General features: G+C 67.5%; 20 protein-coding genes. 10 read left to right on the forward strand and 10 right to left on the reverse strand.

Going from position 1 to position 17,789, the window contains the following annotated elements; translation table 11 throughout:
* The first annotated feature begins 34 nt into the window (after positions 1-34).
* Positions 35-1,354 carry an IS1182-like element ISThsp1 family transposase gene (locus THI_RS04430; protein WP_013104216.1) on the forward strand — a complete coding sequence of 440 codons (1,320 nt, stop codon included), beginning with the start codon at positions 35-37 and terminating at the stop codon, positions 1,352-1,354.
* A gap of 275 nt (positions 1,355-1,629) precedes the next feature.
* Positions 1,630-2,400, forward strand: coding sequence for an NYN domain-containing protein (locus tag THI_RS04435; protein WP_041608904.1), 771 nt, complete (start codon positions 1,630-1,632; stop codon positions 2,398-2,400).
* An 86-nt stretch (positions 2,401-2,486) separates the two neighbouring features.
* Here the strand turns inward: THI_RS04435 and THI_RS04440 are convergent, their stop codons facing one another.
* Positions 2,487-3,125, reverse strand: coding sequence for an FMN-binding negative transcriptional regulator (locus THI_RS04440; protein WP_013105036.1), 639 nt, complete (start codon positions 3,123-3,125; stop codon positions 2,487-2,489).
* A gap of 113 nt (positions 3,126-3,238) precedes the next feature.
* Positions 3,239-4,450: a chromate efflux transporter gene (gene chrA, locus THI_RS04445; protein WP_013105037.1), complete on the reverse strand. Its 1,212-nt coding sequence runs from the start codon at positions 4,448-4,450 to the stop codon at positions 3,239-3,241.
* Positions 4,451-4,516: 66 nt separating this feature from the next.
* Here chrA and THI_RS04450 point away from each other — a divergent pair, with 66 nt between their 5' ends.
* Positions 4,517-4,831: a plastocyanin/azurin family copper-binding protein gene (locus tag THI_RS04450; protein WP_013105038.1), complete on the forward strand. Its 315-nt coding sequence runs from the start codon at positions 4,517-4,519 to the stop codon at positions 4,829-4,831.
* On the opposite strand, the gene THI_RS04455 is transcribed toward THI_RS04450, so the two are convergent.
* Together THI_RS04455 and THI_RS04460 are read right to left on the reverse strand one after the other, a co-directional pair.
* Positions 4,803-6,158 carry an MFS transporter gene (locus tag THI_RS04455; RefSeq protein WP_013105039.1) on the reverse strand — a complete coding sequence of 452 codons (1,356 nt, stop codon included), beginning with the start codon at positions 6,156-6,158 and terminating at the stop codon, positions 4,803-4,805. The genes THI_RS04450 and THI_RS04455 overlap by 29 nt on opposite strands.
* Positions 6,159-6,175: 17 nt before the next feature.
* On the reverse strand, positions 6,176-6,847 hold the full coding sequence (locus THI_RS04460) for an ArsR/SmtB family transcription factor (RefSeq protein ID WP_013105040.1): 672 nt from the start codon (positions 6,845-6,847) through the stop codon (positions 6,176-6,178).
* A gap of 156 nt (positions 6,848-7,003) precedes the next feature.
* On the opposite strand from THI_RS04460, the gene THI_RS04465 reads away from it, so the two are divergent.
* From THI_RS04465 to THI_RS04490, 6 genes are read left to right on the forward strand one after another with little or no spacing between them, the layout of a single operon-like run.
* Positions 7,004-7,978, forward strand: a complete 975-nt coding sequence (locus tag THI_RS04465) for an AAA family ATPase (RefSeq protein ID WP_013105041.1) — start codon at positions 7,004-7,006, stop codon at positions 7,976-7,978.
* 22 nt (positions 7,979-8,000) lie between these two features.
* The gene (locus tag THI_RS04470; protein WP_041608905.1) at positions 8,001-8,999 is read left to right on the forward strand and encodes a DUF58 domain-containing protein; all 999 of its coding nucleotides are present in this window, start codon (positions 8,001-8,003) and stop codon (positions 8,997-8,999) included.
* Positions 8,999-9,505 (forward strand): hypothetical protein, encoded by a 507-nt coding sequence (locus THI_RS04475; RefSeq protein ID WP_013105043.1) that lies wholly within the window; start codon positions 8,999-9,001, stop codon positions 9,503-9,505. The genes THI_RS04470 and THI_RS04475 overlap by 1 nt, the downstream gene beginning before the upstream one ends.
* Positions 9,502-10,512 (forward strand): VWA domain-containing protein, encoded by a 1,011-nt coding sequence (locus tag THI_RS04480; protein ID WP_013105044.1) that lies wholly within the window; start codon positions 9,502-9,504, stop codon positions 10,510-10,512. Before THI_RS04475 ends, THI_RS04480 begins: the two co-directional genes overlap by 4 nt.
* On the forward strand, positions 10,509-12,299 hold the full coding sequence (locus tag THI_RS04485; RefSeq protein WP_013105045.1) for a tetratricopeptide repeat protein: 1,791 nt from the start codon (positions 10,509-10,511) through the stop codon (positions 12,297-12,299). Before THI_RS04480 ends, THI_RS04485 begins: the two co-directional genes overlap by 4 nt.
* A complete protein-coding gene (locus tag THI_RS04490) occupies positions 12,296-13,762 on the forward strand; it encodes a BatD family protein (protein ID WP_013105046.1) in 1,467 nt (488 codons plus the stop codon). Before THI_RS04485 ends, THI_RS04490 begins: the two co-directional genes overlap by 4 nt.
* 5 nt (positions 13,763-13,767) lie before the next feature.
* On the opposite strand, the gene THI_RS04495 is transcribed toward THI_RS04490, so the two are convergent.
* The 4 genes from THI_RS04495 to THI_RS04510 form a co-directional block, all read right to left on the reverse strand.
* Entirely contained in the window at positions 13,768-14,052 is a 285-nt protein-coding gene (locus tag THI_RS04495; protein WP_013105047.1) for a YbeD family protein, read from the reverse strand.
* Between the two features lie 67 nt (positions 14,053-14,119).
* The gene (locus tag THI_RS04500; RefSeq protein WP_013105048.1) at positions 14,120-14,347 is read right to left on the reverse strand and encodes a SlyX family protein; all 228 of its coding nucleotides are present in this window, start codon (positions 14,345-14,347) and stop codon (positions 14,120-14,122) included.
* 156 nt (positions 14,348-14,503) lie between these two features.
* Positions 14,504-14,923, reverse strand: coding sequence for a putative toxin-antitoxin system toxin component, PIN family (locus tag THI_RS04505; protein ID WP_013105050.1), 420 nt, complete (start codon positions 14,921-14,923; stop codon positions 14,504-14,506).
* Positions 14,923-15,162: a ribbon-helix-helix domain-containing protein gene (locus tag THI_RS04510; RefSeq protein ID WP_013105051.1), complete on the reverse strand. Its 240-nt coding sequence runs from the start codon at positions 15,160-15,162 to the stop codon at positions 14,923-14,925. Before THI_RS04510 ends, THI_RS04505 begins: the two co-directional genes overlap by 1 nt.
* 292 nt (positions 15,163-15,454) lie before the next feature.
* On the opposite strand from THI_RS04510, the gene THI_RS04515 reads away from it, so the two are divergent.
* The gene (locus THI_RS04515) at positions 15,455-15,907 is read left to right on the forward strand and encodes a tetratricopeptide repeat protein (RefSeq protein WP_013105052.1); all 453 of its coding nucleotides are present in this window, start codon (positions 15,455-15,457) and stop codon (positions 15,905-15,907) included.
* A 55-nt stretch (positions 15,908-15,962) separates the two neighbouring features.
* On the opposite strand, the gene THI_RS04520 is transcribed toward THI_RS04515, so the two are convergent.
* Complete coding sequence (locus THI_RS04520) at positions 15,963-16,349, reverse strand: copper-binding protein (protein WP_013105053.1); 387 nt, start codon at positions 16,347-16,349, stop codon at positions 15,963-15,965.
* 59 nt (positions 16,350-16,408) lie between these two features.
* Positions 16,409-17,779, reverse strand: coding sequence for a multicopper oxidase family protein (locus tag THI_RS04525; protein WP_013105054.1), 1,371 nt, complete (start codon positions 17,777-17,779; stop codon positions 16,409-16,411).
* Positions 17,780-17,789 lie beyond the last annotated feature (10 nt).

Raw genomic sequence — 17,789 nt, forward strand, 5'->3', positions numbered from 1 at the left:
TCGACGTAGGACGGTGGGCGTGCGTTAATACGGCATGCCCACTAGTTACCGCCCCTATGAGCCGGACCAGGTGATGCTGCTGCCGGCGGCGCCGCAGGACTGGCTGCCGCCGGGCCACCTGGCTTACTTCATCCACGACACGATTGACACGCTGGACCTGAGCGCGTTCTACGCGCGCTATGAGGGTGGCGGAGCGCGCAACCAGCCCTTCCATCCGGCGATGATGGTCAAGGTTCTGGTGTACGGCTACGCCACCGGGGTGTTCAGCTCGCGCAAGATCGAGCGCCGGCTGCACGAGGACCTGGCGTTCCGGATGCTGGCAGCAGGGAACTTCCCCAAGCACCGCACGATCCGGGATTTCCGTGCGCTGCACCTCCAGGAATTCTCGGACCTGTTCGTGCAGGTCGTGCGCCTGGCGCGCGAGATGGGTCTGGTCAAGCTGGGCACGGTGGCCATCGACGGCACCAAGGTCAAGGCCAACGCGAGCCGCCACAAGGCCATGAGCTATGCGCGCATGCAGCACACCGAGGTCGAACTGAAAAAGCAGATCGACGCGCTGCTGGCGCGCGCCAAGGCCACCGACGAGGCCGAGGCGCAGGAGCCCGAACTCGACATCCCGGCCGAGATCGAGCGGCGCGAGGCGCGACTCGATGCGATCCGGCAGGCGCGCCAGCGGCTGGAACAGCGTCAGCGTGAAGCCGACGCGCAGCGTGGTCGCAGTGACGATGATGATCGCCGTCCCCGGGGGCCGGATGGGAAGCCGCGGCGCGGTGCGCGGTTCAAGCGCGACTTCGGCGTGCCCGAAGACAAGGCGCAGGAGAACTTCACCGACCCGGACAGCCGCATCATGAAGCGCGCCGGCGGCGGCTTCGACCCCAGCTACAACGCGCAGACGGCGGTGGACGAGGCTGCGCACATCATCGTGGCTGCGGAACTGGACAACACGGCACCCGATGCCAACTGGCTGCTGCCGATGATCGATGCGATCCAGGAGAACCTGGGCGCGCTGCCCGCGCTGGGTCTGGCCGACGCGGGCTATCGCAGCGAGGACAACCTGCGCGATGCGCCGATCGATCTGGTTGTGGCCTTGGGGCGCGAAGGCAAGCAGCACGCGGCCATCGATGCCGCGCGGCTGCCGCACACCGCGGCCATGGCCGCGAAGATGCAGACCGCCGCGGGACGCGCCGCCTATCGCAAGCGCAAGTGGATCGCCGAGCCGCCCAACGGCTGGATCAAGAGCGTGCTGGGGTTCCGCCAGTTCAGCCTGCGCGGCCTTGAGCGTGTACGCGCCGAGTGGAAACTCGTCTGCGCAGCACTGAACCTCCGGCGGATGGCCTCGTTGGTTCCCGCCTGAACAGAAATGGGGGCACAGGCCGCCCCGCACAACACGCCCGCTGCTGCCCTCTCGGGGGCGTGAGACGACCGGCCATGCCGACCGTGCCCGAAAAACAGTCCGCTCGCCCAGCATCGGCGCTCCGGCACAGGTTCACGGAATTCTGCCGCCCAGACTCCTAGGTCTGGGCCCGGGTGGTTAGGGCGAATGCTGGTGATTGACCTACGCAGCGCGTGATCGGAGTCCTCGTGGCACCATCTATGATCTGTGGCCTGAAACAGTGGGAGGCCAGCCATATGGCAAGCAATCACAGCGCAGACCACGAATCGCGCGTCGCTGTGCTCGTGGACTGTGACAACACAACTCCGGAGATTCTCGAGTATGCCTTGCGCGTCGTCGCACAGTTCGGGCGCGTTGTGCTGCGCCGTGGCTACGGCAACCACGCCACACTGGCTAACAAGTGGCAAGAGGCGCTTGTGCGCCTCGCCTTCACACCCTGCTTGCAATTCCAGTACGCGGCAGGCAAAAATACGTCTGACATTGCGCTCGCGCTCGACGCCGTCGAGGCATTGTTCGACAAGCGGGCCGACACCTTCTGTCTTGTCACCAGCGATTCCGACTTTGCCTACCTCTGCCGCAAGCTGAGGGAGCGAGGCGCCACGGTACATATCGTGGGCGAGGCCAAGAGCCCGGACGCGCTGCGCAACGCGAGCGACCAGTTCTTTGAGTGGACGAAGCCTGAGCCGGCCGAGGTTGAAACACCGGCACCAAAAACCAGCGCGAAGAAAACCGAGATCAAGCCCGAAACGCCAAGACCTCTACCGAAACTGCGTCCAAAGTTCGTGGTGGATGCCGTGACTATGTTGGCGAACGATACCTCAGAAGGCAAGGTCAGCATCAGTATGCTGGGCTCCTACTTGAAGCGAGCCGACCCGTCGTTCACGCCAAAGAAATACGGCCATTCAAGCCTGCTCAACATGCTCAAGACCTATGAGTTGCTCAAGCTCCAGCAAGGTGCAGGTGAACATTGGTTCGTGCATTTAGCGAGTGGATTGCAGGATGTGTGACTGAAAGTTTGTATGTCAGGATTGCGACGTAGCACGGCCATAATTGGATCAAGAATTTGGCTCAGCTTTAACTCTAGCCGCAATCTTCAGCGCACTGAATCCTCAAGCGACTTTCCCATCGCATCTGCCAATTCGCCATTCCCGCGCCGGCGTAAGGCATCGATAGCCCCTTCGCGATCGCGCAATTCCCGGTTTTGGCTGAGTTTGGCTTTGCCCTCCAGCCGCGACACCGTGATTTCGATGCCGACGATGGCTTGCACCATGGCGTCGATGTAGTCGGGCGCGGAGTCGCTCATTTTCCAGGGCTTTGGCTCCTGCGCTTCGTGTGTGCGGGTGAGGCGCGCCACCACGCCACGAACGAATTTTTCATCGTCGCGGACGGTGAGATGACCGTGGGCATGAACGACTTCATAGTTCCAGGTGGGAACCTGGCGGTGGGTCTCATGTTTGCTCGGGTACCAGCTCGGCGAGATATAGCCCTCGGCACCGCGGAAGATGACCATCACCTCGGCGCCGTTCCTGCACTGCTGCCACACGGGATTGGCGCGGGCCACATGACCGATGAGCGTGCCCAGCAAACCCTGCGTCGGATCGAACTCGAAGGGAAGGTGGTTGGCATCGAGCCCGTCGCCGGTTTGCGTGACCAGAATGCCCAGGGGATGGGCACGAAGGATGCGGTGCAATTCGCCCGGCTGAGTGATGGCGAAGTGGGAAGGGACGTACATGGCGGCAAGTGGCAGCAGTGAGCGGGAAACGCGACTATCGCCCAAAACTGGCGCAATCGGCGCCCGGCTTCAAAAAAGTGCACATCGGCGGCGGTGCAATGCGGTGCGGGGAATCACCCCCAGCCCAGCATTGCAGTGACTGCTGCACCGCCGACCACCACCGCCCACGGCGCAACCTTCCAGACTTGCAGCAGCAACAGCGCGGCCAGCGCCAGGGCGAAGTCGCGTGGGGAGTGAATGGCGGCCGTCCAGACCGGGTCGTAGAACGCGGCCAGCAACAGGCCGACGACGGCGGCGTTGATGCCCATCAGGGCGCTGCGCATGGCGGGGTGGTGGCGCAGGCCGTTCCACAGCGGCAAGGCCCCGGCCACGAGCAGAAAGCTGGGCAGGAAGATGCCCAGCAACGCCACGCCCGCGCCCAGCCAGCCACCCGGCCCCTGCGCCGAAGCGGCGCCCAGAAACGCGGCAAAGGTGAACAGCGGCCCCGGCACGGCCTGTGCCGCGCCGTAGCCTGCGAGGAAGGTGGAGTTGTCCATGCCTGCCGGGACGACCTGGGCCCGCAGCAGCGGCAGCACCACATGGCCGCCGCCAAACACCAGCGCGCCAGATTGATAGAAACTGGAAAACAGCGCGAGCGCGGGCTGATGCAAGGCGGCCGCGAGCAGCGGCAAGCCGACCAGCAGCGCGCCGAACGCTGCGAGCAGCACCACGGCGCTGCGATGACGCAGCGGCACGTGCAGCGGCGCATGCACCGCTTCTACCGGGGGGCGCAGCAGCCAGCGCCCGACCACCGCGCCGAGAAGAATGACGGCGAGTTGACCACTGACGCCGGGCATCAGCGCGGCCAGCACCGCGGCGGCCACAGCCAGGCTGGCACGTTCCCGATCCGGGCAGAGGCTGCGGCCCATGCCCCACAGCGCCTGCGCCACCACCGCGACGGCCACCAGCTTGAGCCCATGCAGCCAGCCGCCATGCGCCAGCGCGCCGACATGCGTGAGCAGCAGGGCGAAGGCGGTCATCGCCAGCGCCGAAGGCAGGGTGAAGCCCAGCCAGGCGGCCAGCGCGCCGTGCAGACCCCCGCGCATCAGTCCCAGCCCGATGCCGACCTGCGAACTCGCCGGGCCGGGCAGGAACTGGCACAGCGCCACCAGATCGCCATACGCCTGCGCCGACAGCCAGCCGCGCCGCTCGACGAACTCGCGGCGGAAATATTCCAGATGCGCAATCGGCCCGCCGAACGCGGTGAGTCCCAGACGCAGAAAGGCAAGGAAGATCGCCGCCGTTGCCTCCGGAGGCGGCATGCGAGGGTGTTGATCGTCGGGCATGGGGAATGTCCTTGTTGCGACGTTGCGGCGGTGCGCCTAATTTGAACGGCTCTACAGGAGCTTGCCATGCGCAGACCGTTCATCAGAACCGCAATTCTCGCCTTGCTCGTCTGGCCATGCTGCGTGTTGGCGGCCACGGTGCAGATTCAAATCAAGGGCATGAATTTTCATCCCGACACGGTGACGGTCACGCCCGGAACCACGGTGACTTGGACCAATGACGACAGCTTTGCCCACACTGCGACCAGCGATACCAAACTTTGGGACTCGGGCCTGCTCCAGCCAGGCAGGTCGTTCAGCCACACCTTCGACAAGCCCGGCAGTTTTCCCTACCACTGCTCGGTGCACACCTTCATGACCGGGACGGTGACGGTGAAGTAAGCCGCGGGTGAGTTTCCTGCGCGCGCAGCAGCACCCAAAACCCTGATGCGGCCAGCAGCGCCGCGGTAAACCAGAACGCCGGGGCGATCAGCCCGGCAACCTGCGCAATGGCGCCCAGCACCAGCGCGCCCAGGGCGTAGCCGGTATCGCGCCAGTAGCGGTAGGTGCCCAGCGAGGAACTGCGCCAGTTCGGGTGTGAGATGTCGGCCACTGCGGCGATGAGGTTGGGATAGAGCAGCGCCATGCCCACGCCCATCACCACGGCGGCAGCCAGCCAGGCGACTGTGCTCGCGACCAGCGTGACGGAAGCCACGCCCGCCGCCAGCAGCCACAGCCCGGAAACGATGGTCGGCATGCGGCCGATGCGGTCCGACAGCGGCCCGGTCCACAGTTGAGACGCGCCCCACGTCAGGCCATAGACCCCCGTGACCCAACCGATGTCGACCACGCTCAGGCCGTGGCCGTGCAGATACAGCGGAAACAGCACCCACAGCAGGGTGTCGGCCACCTTGTTGGCCACTCCGGCCTGACATAGCGCCGAAAACGTGGCGTGGCGAAACGACACAAAGGCGAACACCTGCAATGAGGACGGATGCGCGGGAAGCCCTTCGGCGAACTTCGGCTTCAAGCCCTGGTGCTTGCCGTCGGCATGACGCTGGCCTTCGGCGCGCGCCCAGGGCAGGGTCTCGCGCACGAACAGCAGCGCAGTTGCAAGTCCTGCGACAACCACCAGCAGGGCGAACCCCAGCAGGGCAGGGCGCGGGCCGTAGAGCGAGGCCAGATAGCCGGTGACGATGCCCGCCAGCCCCACCGCGGCATAGCCCGCGAACTCGTTGATGCCGGTGGCAAGTCCCCGTTGCTCGGCGCAGGTGATGTCCACCTTGCTGGTCACCGTCATGCTCCAGGCGAAACCCTGGTTGATGCCGAGAAACAGATTGGCCGCGACCACCCACCACCAGTTGGGCGCAAAGTAGATCAGCAGCGGGATGGGTATGGCTGCCACCCAGCCCATCACCAGCACCGGCTTGCGCCCGATGCGCTCGGACAGCCGCCCAGCGACGAAATTGAGCATGCCCTTGACCAGCCCGAAGGAGATGACGAAGCTCATCAGGTAGAGAAAGGACGATTTGGGCACGCCAAAGTCTTGCTGCGCCACCACCGGCAGCACATTGCGTTCCATGCCGATGACCAAGCCGACGAAACCCACCTGCACCGCCTGCCAGATGAACTGGTGCAGGTTGATGCGGATGCCTTGCAGATAGGGTTCGGCCGGGGCGGGCGCGTTGAGGTCGGCAGCACCCGAGCGGCTTGCAGGCGGAGGGAACATTGCGCGGCGCATCGCCGTCAGGGCGCAGTGTCCTGCTCCAGCGGCAGCCCGGCTGCCTGCCATTCCGGCACGCCCTCGGCGATCTTGCGGGCGCGAAAGCCGCGCTCGACCAGCAGCTTTACCGCCGTGTCGGACATCACGCAGAACGGCCCGCGGCAATAGGCCACGATCTCCTTGCCGCGTGGCAGTTCGCGCAGACGCGCCTCCAGTTCTGGTAGCGGGAGCGAGCGTGCCTCGGGTAGATGCACGGTGCGGTATTCGGCTTCCGGGCGCACGTCGATCAGCACCACATCGCCCTTGCGCACCTTGTCCAGCAGGGTCTGGCTGCTCTCCAGCGTGAGACGCTCGGGGCCGGAGAACAAGCGCTGCATCACCACCTGCAGATCGGCCACATGCGCCTCGGCCACGCTGCGCAGCGCCACCCACAGCGCGGCCACGTCGGCGCCACTCAGGCGATAGATGCGGCTCTTGCCGTCTTGGCGCACCTGCACCAGCTGCGCGCCCTTGAGCACGCGCAAATGCGCGCTGGCGAGCTTGATGTCGATGGCGGCCTCGCGCGCCAGCGCCTCCACCGGCTTTTCGCCCTGCGCCAGAATTTCCAGCAGCTCCAGCCGCTTAGGGCTGGACACGGCCGCGCCGATTCGGGCGACTTGTTCATACAGATGGTTTTTTAGTTCGCGTGAGTTCATGAAAAATACTCTAACGAACGCGCGAATGTTTGTCCATCAAGAGTTTCCATGAGGCCCGCGTGCCGGGCTTCGGGTTCCTCCGCTACGTCGCGCTTGGTGAGACTCTTATGATCAGCCCATGCGCATGCGTTCAATGCGTTCAAATCCACAAACACGATGACCTACCCGCACCAGACCGAAGTCGCCGCCTTGCGCGAGCAACTCAGCACCGACATCGTCGGCCAGACGGCGCTGCTCGACCGTCTGGTCATCGGCCTGCTCACCGGCGGCCATCTGCTGCTCGAAGGGCTGCCCGGGCTGGCCAAGACCACTGCGGTCAAGGCGCTCGCCAGCCGGGTGCATGCCAGTTTTCAGCGGGTGCAGTTCACCCCCGATCTGCTGCCGGGCGACCTCACCGGCACCGAGGTGTTCAACCCCGCCGAAGGCACGGTGCGCTTTGTGCGCGGGCCGCTGTTTCACGACATCGTGCTGGCCGACGAGATCAACCGCGCACCGGCCAAGGTGCAGTCGGCCCTGCTCGAAGCCATGCAGGAGCGGCAGATCACCGTGGGCGGCGTGAGCTACCCGCTGCCGCCGCTGTTCTTCGTGCTGGCCACGCAGAATCCGCTCGAACAGGCGGGCACCTATGCGCTGCCCGAGGCGCAGCTCGACCGCTTCCTGCTGCATGTGCGGCTGGACTATCCGGCGGCCGATGAAGAACTGCGCATTCTGCAACTGCACCTGCAGGCCAGCGACCCGACGCGCAGCCTGGGCGGTGGCCCGGCGCCAGCGGTGGACGTGCCCACCGTGCTCGCGGCGCGTCAGGAGGTCTTGCAAGTGCATGTGGCCGAGAGCTTGCAGCGCGCCATCGTCGATCTAGTGCGCGCCACCCGCGCCCCGCAGCAGCGCTTGGCGGGCATGGACGGCGTGGTGGCTGCGGGGGCTTCTCCGCGCGCGGTGCTGGCGCTGGCGCATGCCGCGCGGGCGTTGGCCTATTTGCGCGGGCGCGACTTCGTGCTGCCCGACGACGTCATGGCGCTTGCGCCCGATGTGCTGCGTCACCGCATCGTGCTCTCGCTCGACGCCGGGCTGCGCGCGGTGAGCTGCGACGCGCTGATCGCCGATCTGCTGGCCGCCACCCAGTGGCCTTGAGCGCTGAACTGACGTGAAGGCGATGTTCGCCATGTGGCGGCGCGAAGCGCGAGACCGCGACGTGCCGCAGGCGTCGCGCCCCTTGCTGCTGGCGGCGGACGCCGCAGCCCTGATCGCCCGGGCGCGCGGGCTGCGTCTCGCCGCGGCCACTCAGCCGGTATCGCAACGCGCGGCGGGCGACAGTCTTTCCCGCTGGACGGGGCGCGGGCTCGACTATGCCGAAAGCCGCGCCTATCAGCCCGGCGACGACCTGCGCGATCTGCACTGGCGCCTGCTCGCGCGCACTGGCAAACCGTATGTGAAGGTACACCGCGAAGAGCACGCCCCGGCGCTGCATCTGCTGCTCGACCTGCGCCCGGGCATGACCTTTGGCACCCGCGTGCGCACCAAGGCCGAGCAGGCCGCGCGCATGCTGCTGCTGGCCTGCGCCGCGCAGACCCTCGCGGCCGAAGGCGCCACGGGTGCTGTGGGGCTGAGCCTATGGCGCGGGCCGGTGCGCAGCGCAGAACTCGGGCGCGGTCTGCTCGCGGTACAGCGCCTTGCCCAGCGTTTGCAGCAGGAACGCATCGAAGCGCTGCAGCCCGATCACCTCGCCGAAGCGCCTGAAACCGCAGCCGCAGTTTTCGCCGCCTGGGCGCAGCGCCTGGCGCGCACCCTGCCCGAAGGCGCGCGCGTGCTGCTCGCCAGCGACGGTGCGGGCTGGGACGCTCCCGACATCGACGCCGCGCTCTGGACGCTGCGCAGCCGCGCCGAGGTACTGCTGCTGCGCGTGACCGATCCGGTCGAGGCGGGCCTGCCTGCAGACGCTGCGCTGGACGGTGCCGTCTTCGTCGATCTGGCGCGCCAGCAATCCGGCCCCTGGCCCGATGCGGCAGCCCGCGCCGCTTTTTCGCAGCGCGCTGCGCAGCACCGAACCGCCCTGTTGGCCCGCTGGCGCGCCCGCGGCCTGCGCTGCATAGCCGCCGGAGTCGATCAGAGCGATGCCGCCGTGCTGCGGGCACTGCGCGTGGCGGGGCTGTGATGGATCGACTAGCCGCACTCGCCGACATTCTTCCCCCGCTGCCGCCAGCGCCCCTGCCGCCCGCGCCGTGGTGGCAGACGCCGCTGCCGTGGCTGGCGCTGGTCTTTGCGCTGGCGCTGTGTGTCTGGGTGCTGCTGGGCTGGCGGCGTGGTCGGGTGTGGCGGCTGCTGCGGGCGCAGGCTCGCGCAGTGTTGCAACGCGAAACGCAAGGGCCGCAGACCTCGCAGTTGACGACGGAACTGACAACGCAGTTGGCGACCCATCTAGCCGCGCAATTACGCCTCGCCTTGCCGGAGGCCGGTTGGCCGCAGCCCCTGCGCACCGCCTTCGACGCCCTGCGCTTTGCCCCGGCCAGCGCAGAAACGTCGATCACCCTGAAAGCCGCCGCGCAGACGCTCGAATCCGCCGCCACCCAAGCCCTGCGCGCCGCCTGGTGGGGCAGAGCGCGCGCCTATGCGGCCTTCGTCCACAGTTTGCAGCACGCTGCGTTGAAGGCCGTCCAATGAGCGCTTGGGTCGACCTCACCTCGGGCCTGGCTGCCGTGCAATGGGCGCAGCCGCTGGCCTTGTTGCTGCTGCCACTGTCGGTCTTGCCGCTGCTGGCCGCGCGGCAGAGCGAGGCGGCACCCGAGCCCCAATTGCTACACCCCGATCTGCACGGTCTGCTGCAGGCGTCGCCGCCGCGCCGCAAGCCCCGGCTCGCGCCGGTGCTGCGCGCGCTGGCGCTGCTGGCCTTCGTGCTGGCGCTCGCGCAACCGCAGCGCGAAGGCGCATGGATCGCCGCCGCGCCCGAAGGCCGCGACATTGTGGTGCTGCTCGACACCTCGCTCACCATGAGCCTGCACGACCTCACCTGGGCGGGCAAGCCGGCCTCGCGCCTGGCCGTGGCCCAGCGCGTGTTTGCCGACTTCGCCCGCGCGCGCCAGGGCGACCGCTTCGCGCTGGTGGCCTTCGGCAGCCATGCCGCCACGCTGCTGCCGCCCACCTTCGACGCCCGCGCCGCGGGCCAGATGGCCGGGCTGCTCGCCGTGGGACAGCTCGGCCCCGATACCGCTTTAGGCGACGCCATTGCTCTGGCGCTGCGGCAGGCAGGGGCGCTGCACGGCCTCAAACCCGTCCTCATCCTCTACACCGACGGCGGGCAGAGCAATACCGGCGCCATCAGCCCGGCCGACGCGGTGGCGCTGGCGCGGCATATGGGCGTGCGCATCTACACCGTGGAAGTCGGCACCACCCCCGACCCCGGGCGCCCCTACACCGTGCCGGCCTACGCCGGGCCGCAGCCCGATCTGCGCCTCATCGCCGAAGCCACTGGCGGACGGTTCTACTTCGCCGCCAGCGGCGGGGCGCAACAGGCGGCGGTGCGCGACATCGGTGCGCTCAACCCCCGGCTGCATCCGCCGCCCACGCGTCGCGCCGTGCAGGCGCTGTTCCTCTGGCCTTTGCTTGCCGGAGCGGCGTTGTGGTTGCTGGCGATGTGGGCTGAGGGCGCCGCATCCAGGAGCCGCAAATGACGACTTGGGATGCGCTCCTCACCCAGCCCTGGTTCTGGGCGCGGCCCTGGGCCTTTGTCCTGCTGGCCGTGCCGCTGCTGCTGGCCGCGCTGCGGCTGTGGCGCGCGCGCAGTGTGCGCGCTGCGGCGCTGGCCTATGCCGACGCCGCGCTGCTGCCCTTCGCCACCCGCCTGCCGTCGCCGCAGCGCTTGCGGCGCGCGCTGGCGCTCGACCTGCTGCTGTGGGCGCTGCTCGCCATCGCCTCAGCCGGGCCGCGCCAGCCGGTGAGCGTCGGCGAGGCGGGCGGCCTGCACCGCATCGCCGTGATGGTGCTGATGGATGCCAGCGCCGACGCCGCCGCAGCGAGCGCGGCGCCCATTTCCGCGCTGGAGCAGCAGCGCCTGCTGCTGGCTGCGCTGTGCCCGCAACTGCGCGGCGAACGACTCGGCTTGATCGCTTATGGCGCAGCGCGTCCGGGCGGACCGGTGGGCGCAGCGCAATTGCTGCCGCCTACCGATGACCCCGCGCTGTTCGCGCACGCCACGCAGCAGGCCCGCCCCGAAGTATTTGCCGATACGCCCGCTTCCACCACGCTGCCCGGTCTGCTCGCCCTCGCGCGCCAGCGCTTGCAACAACAAGCCAAGGGCGAAAGCGGCGCTGTGCTGCTGCTGGCTGGAGCAGGTGTTCCAGTGCCCGCAGACTTCGACGCCAGCGCGATGGGCGAGTCTTTGCGCCGCGCCCGGTTGCCGCTATTCGTCCTCGCCCTGCCGGGTCTGCCGCCCGAGAGCGCGGCGCTTTTGCGCGCAGCGGCGCAGATCAGCGGCGGCGGTTTTTCTGCCGTGACCGCAGGCCAGACCGGCGCGGACAACTGGAACGCGCTCTATGCGCGCGGCATCGCCCGCCTGCCGGTCGGGACAATCGGTCGAGCGCAGCAAATCACCGCTTGGCGCGAGCTTTACGGCCTGTTCCTGCTGCCCGCGCTGGCGCTACTGTTCTGGCGCGAGCGCCCGCGCCGCGTGCCGCCCGCCGTGGCCCTGCTGGGCTTGGCGCTGGTGCTCGGTCTGCCCCTCGCACCGCCCGCGCAGGCGCAGCCGCCCGCCTTGGTTTCTAGACCGGCCAAACTGCGCGCCGAACACGCGGCCTGGCAGGCCTGGCGGCAGGGCGACTTCGCGCGCGCGCAGGCGCTATATGCCGCCTTGCCCGGCCACGCGGCCCGCATGGGCGAAGGCGCGGCGGCCTATCGGCTGCGGCAATTTCAGGTTGCGGCGCAGGCCTTCCACCGCGCCTTGCTGCAGGCCGACACGCCCCAGCAGCGCTTCGCCGCGTTCTACAACCTGGGCGATGCCAGCCTGCACCTGCCCGGACGTACCTTGGAGGCGGTGCAAGCGTTCGACGCCGCGCTGCGCATCCGCCCCGGCGATGCCAACGCCCTGCGCAACGCCCGGCTGGCGCAACGGCAGTACGAAATCGAGCATCCGCCGAGCGATCTGGTGGGTATCGCCAAACGCGCGCCACCCATCCACCATTCACGCTTCGGCCAGCAGGGCTCGAGCACGCCTTCGCAACTGCGCCGCAAGCCGTCCAAGCAGGCTTCGGCGCCGTTGCAGCAAGCCGCGCCATTGGCGCCCGGCGGACAGCTCGCCACGGCAGGAGCAACCGCCGCCGCCCCCGCGCCTTGGCAACCGCCCACGCTCGACTGGGCCGGGGCCGACAAGCGTCTGCAACTGCTGCGCGACGCCAGCGCCGAACTGCTCGCCCAGCGCGCCGCCATCGACACCCGCGCGGCCGCGCAGGAGGGCGCGCGATGACCCTGGCCCGCCCCCTCGCTGCGCTGGCCCTGAGCCTCAGCCTGCTCGCCGCCGCCCGCCCCGCCGCCGCGCAGGCCAGCCTGCAATGCCGCACCGAGCCCGCCGTCGTCGTGCTCGGCCACCCGTTGCACTGGACGCTCACCGCGCGCGACCTCGCCGCGACGCTGCCCAGCTTCACCCCCGCGCAGTTCGCGCCCGACTGGCTGCTGACCGATCAGCAAGGCGCCAGCGGCAGCACGGACGGGCACCGCGAGCAGACCGCCACCCTCACGCTCTACCCCCTGCGCAGCGGGCGCTTGTCCCTGCCCGCCGTGCAAGCGGGCGGCGGGCGCTGCCCAGCGCAAACGCTCGATGTCGCCGCAGCCGCCAACGGCGAAGCCCCGCTGCAATGGCGCACCCGCATGACGCCCGCCCGCCCCTACGCGCTGCAAGCGCTGCGCGTGGAACTATGGGCCATCGGCGGCGGCAATCTGGCGTGGACGACGCCGCAGCCGCGCAGCGCGCAGGCGCAGATCGCGCCGCTGGCCGACACCGTGCGCACCGAAGTCATCGACGGGGTACAGCAACTTGTGCAAGTGTTCGCGTGGCGTGTGCTGCCCTTGCAGGCTGGCGAGGTGGCTATGGATTTCGGCCTGCTGCGCGCCCATGCCTTTGGCAGCCTGCGAGTCTATGCTCCGCCGCCGCTGCGCTTTACCGCGCGGGCGCTGCCGCAGTGGTGGCCGGCCGACGGACTGATCGGCGCGCCGCAGTTGCAGGTGCTCTCGGCTCCGGCCCAATTGCCCTTGGGCGACACCACCGCGTGGCGGCTGCGCTTGTCTGCCCCCGGCCTCGACCGGGCGCAGGTGCTGCGCGTAGCAAACCGCTGGAACGCTGCGCTGCCCGCCCGTTTCGGCCCTGCTGGCGTGCAGATAACCCGCGCCCAAGAATCCTCCGCCGAAGCAGGTGACACCTGGGACATCACCCTTTACCTGCGCCCGCAAAACGCGGGTCGGCTGCAAGCGCCCGCGTTGCGGCTCGACTATTTCGATCCCCGCACCGAACTACCCGCCACCGCGCGCTGGATGCCGCCACTGCTCACCGTGATCGATGCCCGCCCGCTGCATCTCGCCATCGGCCTGGGCGGCGCCGCGGCGCTGCTCTTACTGTTGTTTGCGCTGCGTGCAGTGGGCTGCTGGGCTTGCCGTAGCTGGCGCGAGCGCCGCGCGCTGCAAGCTGTGTGGCAAGCCACCGATGCGGCAGCGCTCAAGCAAGCCTGGCTGGCGCTGCCGGCCCGGCGCGGGCTGCCGCGCGCCGCCACCCTGGCGCAATGGCTAAGCGATGCAGCCCTGCCGCCGCCGCATCCTTTGCATCTTCTTGCCGAGCGCCTGCAGCGCCATCTCTACGGGCTGCACGCAATGCCCGACTTCCCCGCACTGCGCCGTGCCATCCACGCGGCGCTGGCAGCGAGGCGGCGAAGGGAATGACGCCGCTACAGCACCACCTTCACCATCGGATGACTGGTGAGCGCGCGGTACAGATCGTCGAGCTGCGCGCGGCTGGTGGCGCGGATGGTGCAGGTGCAGCTCAGATAGTTGCGCCCGCTGGAAGGGCGCAGCTCCATCGTCGCCGGATCGAAGTCGGGCGCGTGTTGCAGCACCACGGCGGCAATCGCATCGGCCAGGCCGTCCACATTCGCGCCCATGATTTTGATGGGGAAGTCGGACGGATATTTGATAAGACTCTCATCGCCGGGCGGGGAGGAAATCGGGTTCATGGCAACCTCAACAGAAATACGTCTTGCCGTGAATTATCCGGGCTGACGCGGCGCGTATCCGAGACCTTCAGTAATGCGGCGGCAACTCGTCCCACAAACTCGTGGACGCTGATGGCTGATCGTCCGCCCGCTGGCGCTGCAATTGCCCCACCTCCCGCAACAACTGCGCGATCTGGTCTTGCTGCTTCGCCACCAAAGCGTTGAGCGCGTCGAGCAGGTCTTCCGCATAACCGAATTTTTCTTCCAGCCGGGTCAGGCGGGCGTTGATTTCAGCATCGGTGGGGGAAGGATTCATGGGAGTTCTTATTCAATTCGGCGGATGAGCGAGCAAGACATTTGAGCAAATTCCCGCACGCGGCGATAAGCGCTCATGCCTCGCTCGGGATCGATGAGCGCGCGTAAAACGACCGACATCATTCCCGCGCCGAACGCCGTGGGTGCGAAGATCGGCTCAAAGCGCCTCGGCGCAGAAGGTGGTCGTCGTGACGATGCGTGTGCGCCCGATGCGGCCATGTTGCAGCAGCCCGGCCCGCCGGTCGCCCGTCACCAGGTAGTCGGCCTCGCCGGTCAGCGACAGGGCCAACAAGAAGGCATCGTTCGGGTCGTCAGCCTGGATGCCGTCAGGCAGCGGCGGCAGCGTCTCCAGCACACGGGCGCGCTGCAGGTTGTTGATCATCGTGCCGATGCGGTGGGCGGGCAGAATGGCCTTGATCTTGGGGTAGCGGCTCACCCGTCGCAGTTCATCGAATTGCACCGTTCCTGTCACCAGCTCAAAACGTGCCTCCATCCAGGCACGATAAATGGCGTCTGCTGGACGGTGCGACGAGATCAGTGCTGCCAGCAGCTCATGGGTGTCGAGGACAACCCGCATCAGTGCTCACGCGCCCACTGCACCGCTTCATCGATGAGGTCGTTCAGTTCGGCCTCGCCCATGCCTGCCGTAGCGGCCTTGGCTTGCTCGACAGCGCGCTCAAAGAGATAGGCGCGCACCGCCTCCTCAATGAAGCGCGACAGATCGCCCTTGCGGCCGCCCCCTTGTGCGGCGATGAACATGCGCACGGATTGATCCAAGTCCGGCGATACGGCGATGTTCCAGCGCACGGTATTCACGATACTCTCCTGATCTGTGTTTGTGTGTATCGGTGTTCATACGCGCATTGAGCGATTCTTGTAATGATCCGGTAGCGCGCCGACGTCCCATCACCATGCAATCACACGCCCGGCTTCGCCGAGACAGCCCTGTCGAGAGACAGCAAGCCGAGTTCTAGCCCCATAGCGTTTGCTGACTTTCGCCTCAAATTTTTTTGATTCAGTGCTTGCCGAAACCAACCGCCGATGCCGATCGCCTTTCTTGGCCTGTAGTAAGGTAGAACGCTCATCGGCTCCTCTGCCCTGCTCTCCCATGCTGACCATCCAATCAAAACACCTCGCCTCTCTTTTCGCGGCCTTTGTGCTGGCCCTGAGTACCGCGCAGGCGGCTACGCCCGATCAGGCGTCTTCCTTGTTGGATGCGGGCCATTTGACGCAGGCTGACCACGTCATCGCGCAGGTGCTGGCGGATCAGCCGCATTCGGCGCAGGCGCACTATCTGGACGCGCGGCTGCTGGCCGCAGAGGGCAAGTGGCCGCTGGCGGAGCAGGAGCTGGAACTGGCGCGTCGCCTCGATCCGACCTTGAGCTTCGGGCCGCCGGAGCAGGTGCAGGCGCTGGCCAACGAGGTGCTCAAGCACCAGTGGAAGAACCCGTCCGGGTTCGCGGGTTACGGACAGGCAGCGTTGGCGGCGCTGTTCGTGCTGATTTCGGGCTATCTGGTCTTCGGGGTGATGCGCCACCGTCGCCAGCCGCCCAAGGTCTGAGCGGCGCCGCCCTGCGCAGCCAGGCGACAGTTGGCGGCAGGGCGATTTCTCCCCATCAAGGTTTGCGTTTCAGGGTGAGGACGGTGTAGGCGCCGTCAATTTGCTTTGCGCTGAATTCCACCGTGTCACCGGCCTTGAGGCCATCGAGCAGGGCTTTGTCGCGCACCCGGTAGTTCATGGTCATCGCGCCCATGCCCAGCGCGGGGATGGGGCCGTGGCGCAGGGTGATCTTGCCGCTTGCGGCGTCGATTTTGCGCACCACACCTTCGGTCTGGTGTTCGCCTTGCGCGCCGGATGCAGCGGGCTGCATCATCTGCATGTGTTGCGCCATGCCTTCGGGGGTGGAATGGTCGTGGTCAGCGTGGCTTTGCATGGCCAGGGCGGGCGTGCAGAGTGCTGAGGTCAGGGCGAGAAGGGAGCAGGTTTTCAGTGACTGGTTCATGGTGGGTTCCTTTGCAGGGGTTGAAGAAAGAAAAGGGGATAGGAGCAGGGCGAGGGCGGTCAATGCGCATGCTGCTGGGGCTTGCGCACTTGCAGCGTGTCTTGGGTGGCTCGGGGTTCGGTGGGGTCGGTGCGTGCGGGCGGCAGGTCGGCGGTGGGCACGGCGTGGGCCTGGGTGCCGGGCGGCATGCGGTACCAGCCGGGGTCGCGGTAGTCGCCGTGGGCGAGGTCGTCGCGCACTTTGAGCATGCTGAACATGCCGCCCATTTCCACCGAGCCGTAAGGGCCGCGACCGGTCATCATGGGCAGGGTGTTGTCGGGCAGGGGCATGTCCATCTCGGCCATTTCGGCCATGCCCTGGCTGCCCATGGCCATGTAATCGGGCAGCAGCTTTTGCAACGCGGGGGTGAGGTCGTCCTGCTGCACGCCGATCATCGTCGGCACGCTGTGGCCCATGGCATTCATGGTGTGGTGCGATTTGTGGCAGTGGAAGGCCCAGTCGCCAGGGTTGTCGGCGATGAACTCGATGGCGCGCATCTGCCCCACGGCAATGTCCACCGTCACTTCGGGCCAGCGCGCGCTCTTGGGGACCCAGCCGCCATCGGTGCCGACCACTTCGAACACATGGCCGTGCAGGTGAATGGGGTGGTTGGTCATGGTGAGGTTGCCCATGCGGATGCGCACGCGCTCGCCGGTGCGCGCCACCAGCGGGGCGATGCCGGGAAAGGCGCGGCTGTTCCAGGTCCAGAGGTTGAAGTCGAGCATGGTGTTGACCTTGGGCACGCTCGATCCGGGATCGATGTCGTAGGCGTTGATGAGAAAGGCGTAGTCGCGATCGACCGCCATCTGCCGCGGGTTTTTGGGATGGACGATGAACAGGCCCATCGCGCCCATGGCCATCTGCACCATTTCGTCAGCGTGCGGGTGGTACATGAAGGTGCCGCTTTTGCGCAGCTCGAATTCATAGACGAAGGTCTGGCCGGGCGCGATCTGCGGCTGCGTCAGCCCGCCCACGCCGTCCATGCCGTTGGGCAGGATGAGGCCGTGCCAGTGCACCGTGGTGTGCTCGGGCAGCTTGTTGGTGACGAACAGGCGCACGCGGTCGCCTTCCACCGCTTCGATGGTGGGGCCGGGGCTGGAGCCGTTGTAGCCCCAGAGCTTGGCCGTCATGCCGGGCGAGATTTCGCGCACCACGGGTTCAGCGACGAGGTGAAATTCCTTCACGCCGTCTTTCATGCGAAAGGGCAGGCTCCAGCCGTTGAGGGTGACGACCGGGTTGTAGGGCCGGCCGGCCTGGGGGTGTAGCGGGGCTGCGGTCTCGGCGCTGTTGTATTGATGGGGTTCGGGCGCGGCGGCCAGGGCGTTGCGGCTGGCGGCGCCTGCGGCGACGAGGGCCGCGGCAGCGCCGAGAAAATGGCGTCGGGTATTCATGGTGTGAAAG

Source organism: Thiomonas arsenitoxydans (assembly GCF_000253115.1).
GTDB lineage: Bacteria > Pseudomonadota > Gammaproteobacteria > Burkholderiales > Burkholderiaceae_C > Thiomonas > Thiomonas arsenitoxydans.

What these genes read in the sequence shown, in the direction of transcription:
- THI_RS04430 (WP_013104216.1), top strand. Translation starts at nt 35, where the DNA reads ATGCCCACTAGTTACCGCCCCTATGAGCCGGACCAGGTGATGCTGCTG.
- THI_RS04435 (WP_041608904.1), top strand. Translation starts at nt 1,630, where the DNA reads ATGGCAAGCAATCACAGCGCAGACCACGAATCGCGCGTCGCTGTGCTC.
- THI_RS04440 (WP_013105036.1), bottom strand. Translation starts at nt 3,125, where the DNA reads ATGTACGTCCCTTCCCACTTCGCCATCACTCAGCCGGGCGAATTGCAC.
- chrA (WP_013105037.1), bottom strand. Translation starts at nt 4,450, where the DNA reads ATGCCCGACGATCAACACCCTCGCATGCCGCCTCCGGAGGCAACGGCG.
- THI_RS04450 (WP_013105038.1), top strand. Translation starts at nt 4,517, where the DNA reads ATGCGCAGACCGTTCATCAGAACCGCAATTCTCGCCTTGCTCGTCTGG.
- THI_RS04455 (WP_013105039.1), bottom strand. Translation starts at nt 6,158, where the DNA reads ATGTTCCCTCCGCCTGCAAGCCGCTCGGGTGCTGCCGACCTCAACGCG.
- THI_RS04460 (WP_013105040.1), bottom strand. Translation starts at nt 6,847, where the DNA reads ATGAACTCACGCGAACTAAAAAACCATCTGTATGAACAAGTCGCCCGA.
- THI_RS04465 (WP_013105041.1), top strand. Translation starts at nt 7,004, where the DNA reads ATGACCTACCCGCACCAGACCGAAGTCGCCGCCTTGCGCGAGCAACTC.
- THI_RS04470 (WP_041608905.1), top strand. Translation starts at nt 8,001, where the DNA reads ATGTTCGCCATGTGGCGGCGCGAAGCGCGAGACCGCGACGTGCCGCAG.
- THI_RS04475 (WP_013105043.1), top strand. Translation starts at nt 8,999, where the DNA reads ATGGATCGACTAGCCGCACTCGCCGACATTCTTCCCCCGCTGCCGCCA.
- THI_RS04480 (WP_013105044.1), top strand. Translation starts at nt 9,502, where the DNA reads ATGAGCGCTTGGGTCGACCTCACCTCGGGCCTGGCTGCCGTGCAATGG.
- THI_RS04485 (WP_013105045.1), top strand. Translation starts at nt 10,509, where the DNA reads ATGACGACTTGGGATGCGCTCCTCACCCAGCCCTGGTTCTGGGCGCGG.
- THI_RS04490 (WP_013105046.1), top strand. Translation starts at nt 12,296, where the DNA reads ATGACCCTGGCCCGCCCCCTCGCTGCGCTGGCCCTGAGCCTCAGCCTG.
- THI_RS04495 (WP_013105047.1), bottom strand. Translation starts at nt 14,052, where the DNA reads ATGAACCCGATTTCCTCCCCGCCCGGCGATGAGAGTCTTATCAAATAT.
- THI_RS04500 (WP_013105048.1), bottom strand. Translation starts at nt 14,347, where the DNA reads ATGAATCCTTCCCCCACCGATGCTGAAATCAACGCCCGCCTGACCCGG.
- THI_RS04505 (WP_013105050.1), bottom strand. Translation starts at nt 14,923, where the DNA reads ATGCGGGTTGTCCTCGACACCCATGAGCTGCTGGCAGCACTGATCTCG.
- THI_RS04515 (WP_013105052.1), top strand. Translation starts at nt 15,455, where the DNA reads ATGCTGACCATCCAATCAAAACACCTCGCCTCTCTTTTCGCGGCCTTT.
- THI_RS04520 (WP_013105053.1), bottom strand. Translation starts at nt 16,349, where the DNA reads ATGAACCAGTCACTGAAAACCTGCTCCCTTCTCGCCCTGACCTCAGCA.
- THI_RS04525 (WP_013105054.1), bottom strand. Translation starts at nt 17,779, where the DNA reads ATGAATACCCGACGCCATTTTCTCGGCGCTGCCGCGGCCCTCGTCGCC.